The sequence below is a fragment of the Streptomyces sp. T39 genome (genome assembly GCF_008042045.1).
Taxonomy (GTDB): domain Bacteria; phylum Actinomycetota; class Actinomycetes; order Streptomycetales; family Streptomycetaceae; genus Streptomyces.
In genome coordinates this window covers 1-6530 of record NZ_RDBP01000027.1, presented here as the reverse complement: position 1 = coordinate 6530, position 6530 = coordinate 1, and the positions used below count along the sequence as shown (strand labels likewise).

6 protein-coding genes are annotated in these 6530 nt (G+C 73.2%); 4 read left to right on the top strand and 2 right to left on the bottom strand.

Annotation, left to right across the window (positions count from 1 at the left end; translation table 11 throughout):
* Nucleotides 1-95: 95 nt before the first annotated feature.
* Nucleotides 96-677, bottom strand: a complete 582-nt coding sequence (locus tag EAO77_RS20505; RefSeq protein ID WP_147989754.1) for a TIGR03086 family metal-binding protein — start codon at nt 675-677, stop codon at nt 96-98.
* A 115-nt stretch (nt 678-792) separates the two neighbouring features.
* On the opposite strand from EAO77_RS20505, the gene EAO77_RS20500 reads away from it, so the two are divergent.
* The 3 genes from EAO77_RS20500 (at nt 793) to EAO77_RS20490 (ending at nt 3642) form a co-directional block, all read left to right on the top strand.
* Nucleotides 793-1695 carry a helix-turn-helix domain-containing protein gene (locus EAO77_RS20500; RefSeq protein ID WP_147989753.1) on the top strand — a complete coding sequence of 301 codons (903 nt, stop codon included), beginning with the start codon at nt 793-795 and terminating at the stop codon, nt 1693-1695.
* Between the two features lie 112 nt (nt 1696-1807).
* A complete protein-coding gene (locus EAO77_RS20495) occupies nt 1808-2560 on the top strand; it encodes a phosphodiesterase (RefSeq protein WP_147989752.1) in 753 nt (250 codons plus the stop codon).
* Nucleotides 2561-2841: 281 nt separating this feature from the next.
* Nucleotides 2842-3642, top strand: coding sequence for a Mut7-C RNAse domain-containing protein (locus EAO77_RS20490; RefSeq protein WP_147989751.1), 801 nt, complete (start codon nt 2842-2844; stop codon nt 3640-3642).
* Nucleotides 3643-3992: 350 nt separating this feature from the next.
* Here the strand turns inward: EAO77_RS20490 and EAO77_RS20480 are convergent, their stop codons facing one another.
* Complete coding sequence (locus EAO77_RS20480; RefSeq protein WP_147989750.1) at nt 3993-4568, bottom strand: TetR/AcrR family transcriptional regulator; 576 nt, start codon at nt 4566-4568, stop codon at nt 3993-3995.
* A gap of 201 nt (nt 4569-4769) precedes the next feature.
* Here EAO77_RS20480 and EAO77_RS20475 point away from each other — a divergent pair, with 201 nt between their 5' ends.
* A complete protein-coding gene (locus EAO77_RS20475; protein WP_261994054.1) occupies nt 4770-6311 on the top strand; it encodes an FAD-dependent oxidoreductase in 1542 nt (513 codons plus the stop codon).
* Nucleotides 6312-6530 lie beyond the last annotated feature (219 nt).

Here is a 6530-nt window from a genome sequence, read left to right as displayed (position 1 = left end):
GCGGGGTGGCCGTGGGCCCGGCGAGACGGCTGACGTGCCGGCCGGGTTCGCCGGCCACCGCGGCCGGGTCATGCCCCGGCGCCGTCACCCGTGCGCTACGGCCGCCGCCACTGCGGATCGCGCCCCGTCAGCGCCAGCAGCCTGTCGAAGTCGCTCACTCCCTCACCGCCGTCCGGCAACGGGTGCTCCTCCCGGAAGACACCCATCGCGCGAGCCGTGGGCGCGAGTTCCCCGAAGGCCGGGAGCAGTTCGCCGACCACGGACTCGTCGGGGGCGTACTCCTGCCCGGTGGCCCGGGCGAGGTCCCAGGCATGGACCGTCAGGTCGCCGAGGACCATCCGGCCGACCAGCGGCGCGGGCATGTTCATCTGCCCGGTCACCCCCTGGTCGGCGCCCGGTGCGGCCCAGGCGTCGACGAGGGCCCCGGCCTCCTCGGCGAACCCGGCACGCCAGTCCCCGTGGCCGACGTACGCGGCCTCCTGGGAGAAGTCGGCGTCCTTCTTCGCCGCGAGTGCCTGGAAGTTGACCACGACCTGGTAGAGGTGGTCGACCAGCTGTCGCACGTCGTACTCGGCACACGGCGTCGCGTCGCCGAGCCGGTCGTCGGCGATGCCGCGAACTACCGGAACAGATCGTTCCGATGCCGTGCGGAGCAGTTCACTGATGGCGTTCGTCATACGGACCACAGTGGCAGCCGCCCTTCCCGGCGTATTGAAAAAACGCGACACGACGCCCCTCGGAGCCCCGTCCCGCCCGGGGGACACCCGTCCGCCCGCGCCATAGGATCGGGACATGCCGGGTCCGCGACGCGATACGAGGGGCATCGTCGACGCGCGGGAACTCCTCGCCCGGGTCCACTTCCGCCGCCGCGAACCCGCCCCGGAGCTGCGCCCCTACCTGGAGCACTACTGGCTCATCGACTGGGACCTGGCCGAGCCGTACGCCACCCATGTGGTGCCGCACCCCTCGGTGAACATGGTCTTCCAGCACTACGGCGACGCGGAGCCCTGGGCGGAGGTCGCGGGCATCGGCCTGCAGTTGTTCACCCAGAAACTGGAGGGCCGCGGGCGGGTGTGCGGGGTGCAGTTCAGGCCGGGCGGCTTCCGCCCGTTCGCGCCGGACCGGCCGGTGTCGTACTGGACGGGCCGGCGGGTGCCGCTGCCCGAGGCGTTCCCGGGACCGGGACCGGGGCCGGGACCGGGGCCGGGAGTCGGAGCAGGGGCGGAGGCGGAGGCCGCGACCGCTTCGGCACCTGCGCCGACGTCGCCGGAGGGGGTGCGGGCCGTCGTCGCCCCGGACCACGAGGACGCCCGGGTCGCCGCGCTGGACGCCTTGCTGCTCCGCCTCGGACCGCACCCGCCGAGCGTGGACAGCTCCCTGCGGGCCATCGCCCTCGTCGACCGTGTACGCACCGACCGCTCGATCCGGCGGGTGGCCGAACTGGCGTCGGCGGAGGGCGTGTCCGCGCGGTCGCTGCAACGCCTCTTCGCGGAGCAGGTGGGCGTCGGCCCGAAGTGGGTCATCCTGCGCTACCGGATCCACGAGGCCCTGGAACGGGCGGAGTCGGGCCGGGAACCCGACTGGGCCGCCCTCGCGGACGAGCTCGGCTACAGCGACCAGGCGCATCTGGTCCGGGACTTCACCTCGACGGTGGGGGTACCGCCCACGGCGTACGGCCGCCCCACGAGCGGATGACAGCCGCCCCCACATCCTTCGGCGGCGCGCGCCTCCTCCCCTCCCGCAGCTTCTCGGAGGTCGACTAATGGAATAGGGTGATCGAACCATTAGCCATGGAGGGGGTTCACTCATGCTGCTCGCCCACATCAGCGACCTGCACCTGGACGGCGACGCCCGGGCGACCGACCGCGCCGCCCGCACCGTGTCGTACCTCAACTCCCTGACCCGGCAGCCCGACGCGGTCCTGGTGACGGGCGACATAGCCGACCACGGCGCACGGGAGGAGTACTCGCTCGCGGCGGATCTGCTCTCCGGCCTCACCGCCCCGTACCTCACCTGCCCCGGCAACCACGACGACCGTGCCGCCTATCGCGAGGTCCTCCTCGGCACCGCGCCCGAGACGGGGACCCAGGGGGCCGTGAACCGGCTGCATCCGGTCGGCGGCCACGCCCTCCTGCTGTGCGACTCGACGATCCCCGGAGAGGACGCGGGGCTGTTCGACGACGAAACCCTGAACTGGCTGGAGCGCACCCTCGACGACCTGGGTGACACCCCTGCGCTCCCCGCCTTCCATCACCCTCCCGCGGTGCTCCACCACCCCTATCTGGATTCGATCAACCTCACGAACGCCGACCGCCTGGCGGAGGTTCTGGCCGGCCGCACGAATGTCCCCGCCATCCTCACCGGCCACGCCCACACCCCCGCCGCCACCACCTTCGCCGGTCTCCCGCTGCTCATCGCGCCGGGTGTCGTGTCGACCGTGCGCCTGCCGTGGGAGCCCGGGGACACGCTCGTCGATCGCGACGCCCCGCCGGCCGTCGCGTTCCATGTGCTCGGCGAGCAGGGCCCCCCGGTCATGACCCACTTCCGGTTCGTCCCCTGAGGGGTTCGCCCCGCGACGGGTCCGGCGCGGGACGTGTTCGCCCCGTGGGTTCGCCCCGTGGCGGGTCAGTACCGCACCGGGCCCGGTGCGCGACGCGTTCGCCCCGCGGCGGGTTCGTCCCGTGCCGGCATGCCCCGCGACGGGCCACCGCGTGCCGGGCCTTCCTGCAACCGGCCGCCGGGTCGGCGGGGCCGCGGCCTGCCCCGCGAGGCCGCCTCCGCGCTCGTGGGACAGCCGCAATCCGGTGGCTGGAGCCGCTCGCCCGATGACATGCTGACGCCGTGAACGGACCGGAGATCTCCTTCAGCGTCGCTCCCGAACTGCGCCTGTTCGTCCCGTCGGACCGACGCCAGGGACGCACCCCCGTGGTCACGGACGGCTCGTCGACCCTGGGCCATGTCGTCGAGTCCCTGGGCGTGCCGCTGACGGAGGCGGGCCGCCTGCTGGCCGACGGCTCCCCGGTGCCGGTCTCCCACATCCCGCGCGCGGGAGAACACATCCACGTGCTCGGCGTGGAACGCCCCCAATCGGTGCCCGGCGCACCCCTCCGTTTCCTCCTCGACGTCCACCTCGGCACGCTCGCCCGCCGACTGCGCCTCCTCGGCGTGGACGCCGCGTACGAGAACGAGGACATCGGCGACCCCGCCCTCGCCGCTCTCTCCGCGAAGGAGCGGCGCGTACTGCTCTCACGTGACCGGGGGCTGCTTCGCCGACGGGAGATCTGGGCCGGCGCCTACGTCTACAGCGACCGTCCCGACGACCAGCTCACGGACGTGCTGGAGCGGTTCGCCCCGGCGCTGGCGCCCTGGACCAGGTGCACCGCGTGCAACGGCCCGCTGCGGGAGGCCGACAAGGACTCCGTGCAGAACAGACTCGAGCAGGGGACGCAACGCTCCTACGACGTCTTCGCGCAGTGCACGGCGTGCGAACGCGTCTACTGGCGCGGCGCGCACCACGCCCGCCTGGAGACGATCGTCGAGTCGGCGATGCGGGCGGCCGGCACCCCCACCGGCGGGGAGGCCGCCCGCATCGCCGACTCGACGATCGTCTCCAGGCGGGCGTGGTGCGCGCCGCGCCAGTAGACGCGTTCGCACGCCGTGCACTGCGCGAAGACGTCGTAGGAGGGACGCGTCGCCGCCCATGTCGTGCCTGCTTGCGCTGGTGGAGCCGGACTCGGCGGTGCCGCTCATGACTGCCTCCCGTATGTCGACGGCGTGCGGCTGCGGATGACGCACACACGACGGTCAACGACTGTTGGCCAACACTTGTTGGTCAACGCTTGTTGGCAAATGTAGGCGGGAAGGTCTGGCGCTGTCAACGGTTGTTGGCCTACAGTTGTTGGCWTGACGACGGAAGCAGTCSGCSGTCCGCGCCTCCGGGATCGGCAGCCCTCCGCCGGACCGGACCCATCAGTGCCGCCCCGTCCGCCCGTTCAGGGGTTCTCGGCCGTGAGATAGCGCTGCACGGTGGGTGCCAGCCAACGGACCACCTCCTCCCGCTCCATGTCCACGGCGGGCGGCAGGCACAGGACGTAGCGGGCCAGCGCCATGCCGAGGATCTGAGAGGCGACCAGAGCGGCCCGGCGCGGGGCGTCCGCCGGGTCCGGTGACATGCCGGCCGCGATCGGTCCCAGCTGGTCCCTGAAGATCGACCGCGCACGCTCCGCCGCCACCGGATTGGTCACCGCCGCCCGCAGGAGGGCCGTCAGCACCTCGTCCTGCTCCCACCGGTCGAGGAAGTGGGAGACGAGGACCGCACCCGCGTGCTTCCCGGGCAGGGCCCCGAGCCCCGGCAGCCGGAGGTCGAACTCGGAGGCCGCGGCGAACAACCCCTCCTTGTTGCCGTAGTACCGCATGACCATCGAGGGGTCGATGCCCGCATCACGCGCTATGGCGCGGATGGTCGCCCGCTCGTACCCGTCGGCGGCGAAGCGCTCCCGCGCGGCTTCGAGGATCGCGGCCTTCGTGGCATCGGAGCGGCGCGGACCGCCGACTGCTTCCGTCGTCATGCCAACAACTGTAGGCCAACAACCGTTGACAGCGCCAGACCTTCCCGCCTACATTTGCCAACAAGCGTTGACCAACAAGTGTTGGCCAACAGTCGTTGACCGTCGTGTGTGCGTCATCCGCAGCCGCACGCCGTCGACATACGGGAGGCAGTCATGAGCGGCACCGCCGAGTCCGGCTCCACCAGCGCAAGCAGGCACGACATGGGCGGCGACGCGTCCGGCGCCGACACACCCCGGACGGACGTGATCGTCGTCGGAGCGGGCCCGACCGGGCTGCTGCTCGCCGGCGACCTCGCAGAGGCAGGCGTCGCCGTCACCCTCGTCGAGCGCCGGCCCGCCGGTACGAGCAGCCTCACCCGCGCCTTCGGGGTGCACGCCCGCACCTTGGAGGCCCTCGACGCCCGCGGGCTCGCCGACGAACTGGTCGCGACGGGCATCCGGCTGACCCGGCTCCGCCTCTTCCGTCACCTCGCCCTCGATCTCTCCAGGCTTCCCAGCCGCTTCCCGTTCCTGCTGATCACTCCGCAGTACGAGGTGGAGAGACTGCTGGAGCGCAGGGCCCGCGCCGCCGGCGTCGTCTTCCTCCACGGAACCGAACTGACCGGCCTCGTCCCGGACGCGGCCCCCGCCACCCCGCGGACCGCCTCCGCCCGCGCGGCGTCCACTCGCACCGCCGTCACCCCGCGATCCGCCCCTGAGCGCACCGAAGCCGTCGACGAGGCTTCCGTGACCGCCGTCCTCGGCGCGTCCGACGGCACCCGCACCACGCTCCGCGCCCGCTTCCTCGTCGGCACCGACGGCGTCCGCAGCGCCGTGCGCCAGGCCCTCGGGCTGCCCTTCCCCGGTGCCTCCGTGATCAGTTCCATCGTGCTCGCGGATGTGCGGCTCGCCGAGGAGCCCGCCCAACTGCTCACGGTCAACGGCGCGGGCGACACCTTCGCCTTCATGGCCCCGTTCGGGGACGGCTGGTACCGCGTCATGGGGTGGGACCGCACCCGTCAGGTCGACGACGGCGAGCCCGTCGACCTCGACGAGGTCCGCGACATCGCCCGCCGTGCGCTCGGCAGCGATTTCGGCATGCACGACGCGCGATGGCTCTCCCGCTTCCACAGCGACGAGCGTCAGGCCCCTGCCTACCGCGTGGGCCAGGTCTTCCTCGCGGGCGACGCGGCCCATGTCCACTCCCCCGCCGGCGGCCAGGGCATGAACACCGGCCTCCAGGACGCCGCCAACCTCTCCTGGAAGCTGGCCGCCGTCATACGGGGCCGGACGCCCGCCCCCGAGGCCCTGCTCGATTCGTACGAGGCGGAGCGTCACCCGGTGGGCCGGGCCGTGCTGCGCAGCAGCGGCGCGATCGTGCGCCTCGCCATGGCGCACACTCCTCTGCAGCGGGCCGCGCGCTCGCTCGCGGCCCGGTTCCTGGGCTCCGTCCGGCCCGCCGCCGGCCGGGCGATGGGCATGGTCTCCGGCATCGGCATCGCCTACCGCGCGCCCCGTGGCGCCCACCCGCTCACCGGACGGCGCGCCCCGGACCTGCGACTGGCCGAGGGCAGGCTCTACGAACTGCTGCGCGCGGGCGCGTTCGTCCTGATCGAAGCGGAGAACGGCGATGTGGCCACGCCCCCGCTTCCTCCCGGCCCGGTCGTCCGGGCCCACTGGACCGGCGGACGGCGCCGCCCCACGCTGCTGGTCCGGCCCGACGGCTACATCGCCTGGGCCTCGGGACGCGGGAGGACACGCTGACCGCGCCCGCCCCGGCGAAGGGGCCCCGATCTCCACCAGCCCCGGCAGTGGGGACCCCTCCCGCGCAGGCCCATCCGACCCGCCCCGACCCGCTCCGCCCCGACCGATGCGACCGCCCGCATCCGTGCCGTTCACTCTCCCGGCCCGCCCGTCCGCAGGCGGCCCGAGGAGCCCAGGAACCGGGCCGCGAGCGAGCGCGCGGCCCGCTGCAGAGGAGTG

Bases quoted from the DNA above. Each gene is read 5' to 3' on its own strand.
- EAO77_RS20505 (WP_147989754.1), bottom strand. From the start codon at position 677: ATGACGAACGCCATCAGTGAACTGCTCCGCACGGCATCGGAACGATCT.
- EAO77_RS20500 (WP_147989753.1), top strand. From the start codon at position 793: ATGCCGGGTCCGCGACGCGATACGAGGGGCATCGTCGACGCGCGGGAA.
- EAO77_RS20495 (WP_147989752.1), top strand. From the start codon at position 1,808: ATGCTGCTCGCCCACATCAGCGACCTGCACCTGGACGGCGACGCCCGG.
- EAO77_RS20480 (WP_147989750.1), bottom strand. From the start codon at position 4,568: ATGACGACGGAAGCAGTCGGCGGTCCGCGCCGCTCCGATGCCACGAAG.
- EAO77_RS20475 (WP_261994054.1), top strand. From the start codon at position 4,770: ATGGGCGGCGACGCGTCCGGCGCCGACACACCCCGGACGGACGTGATC.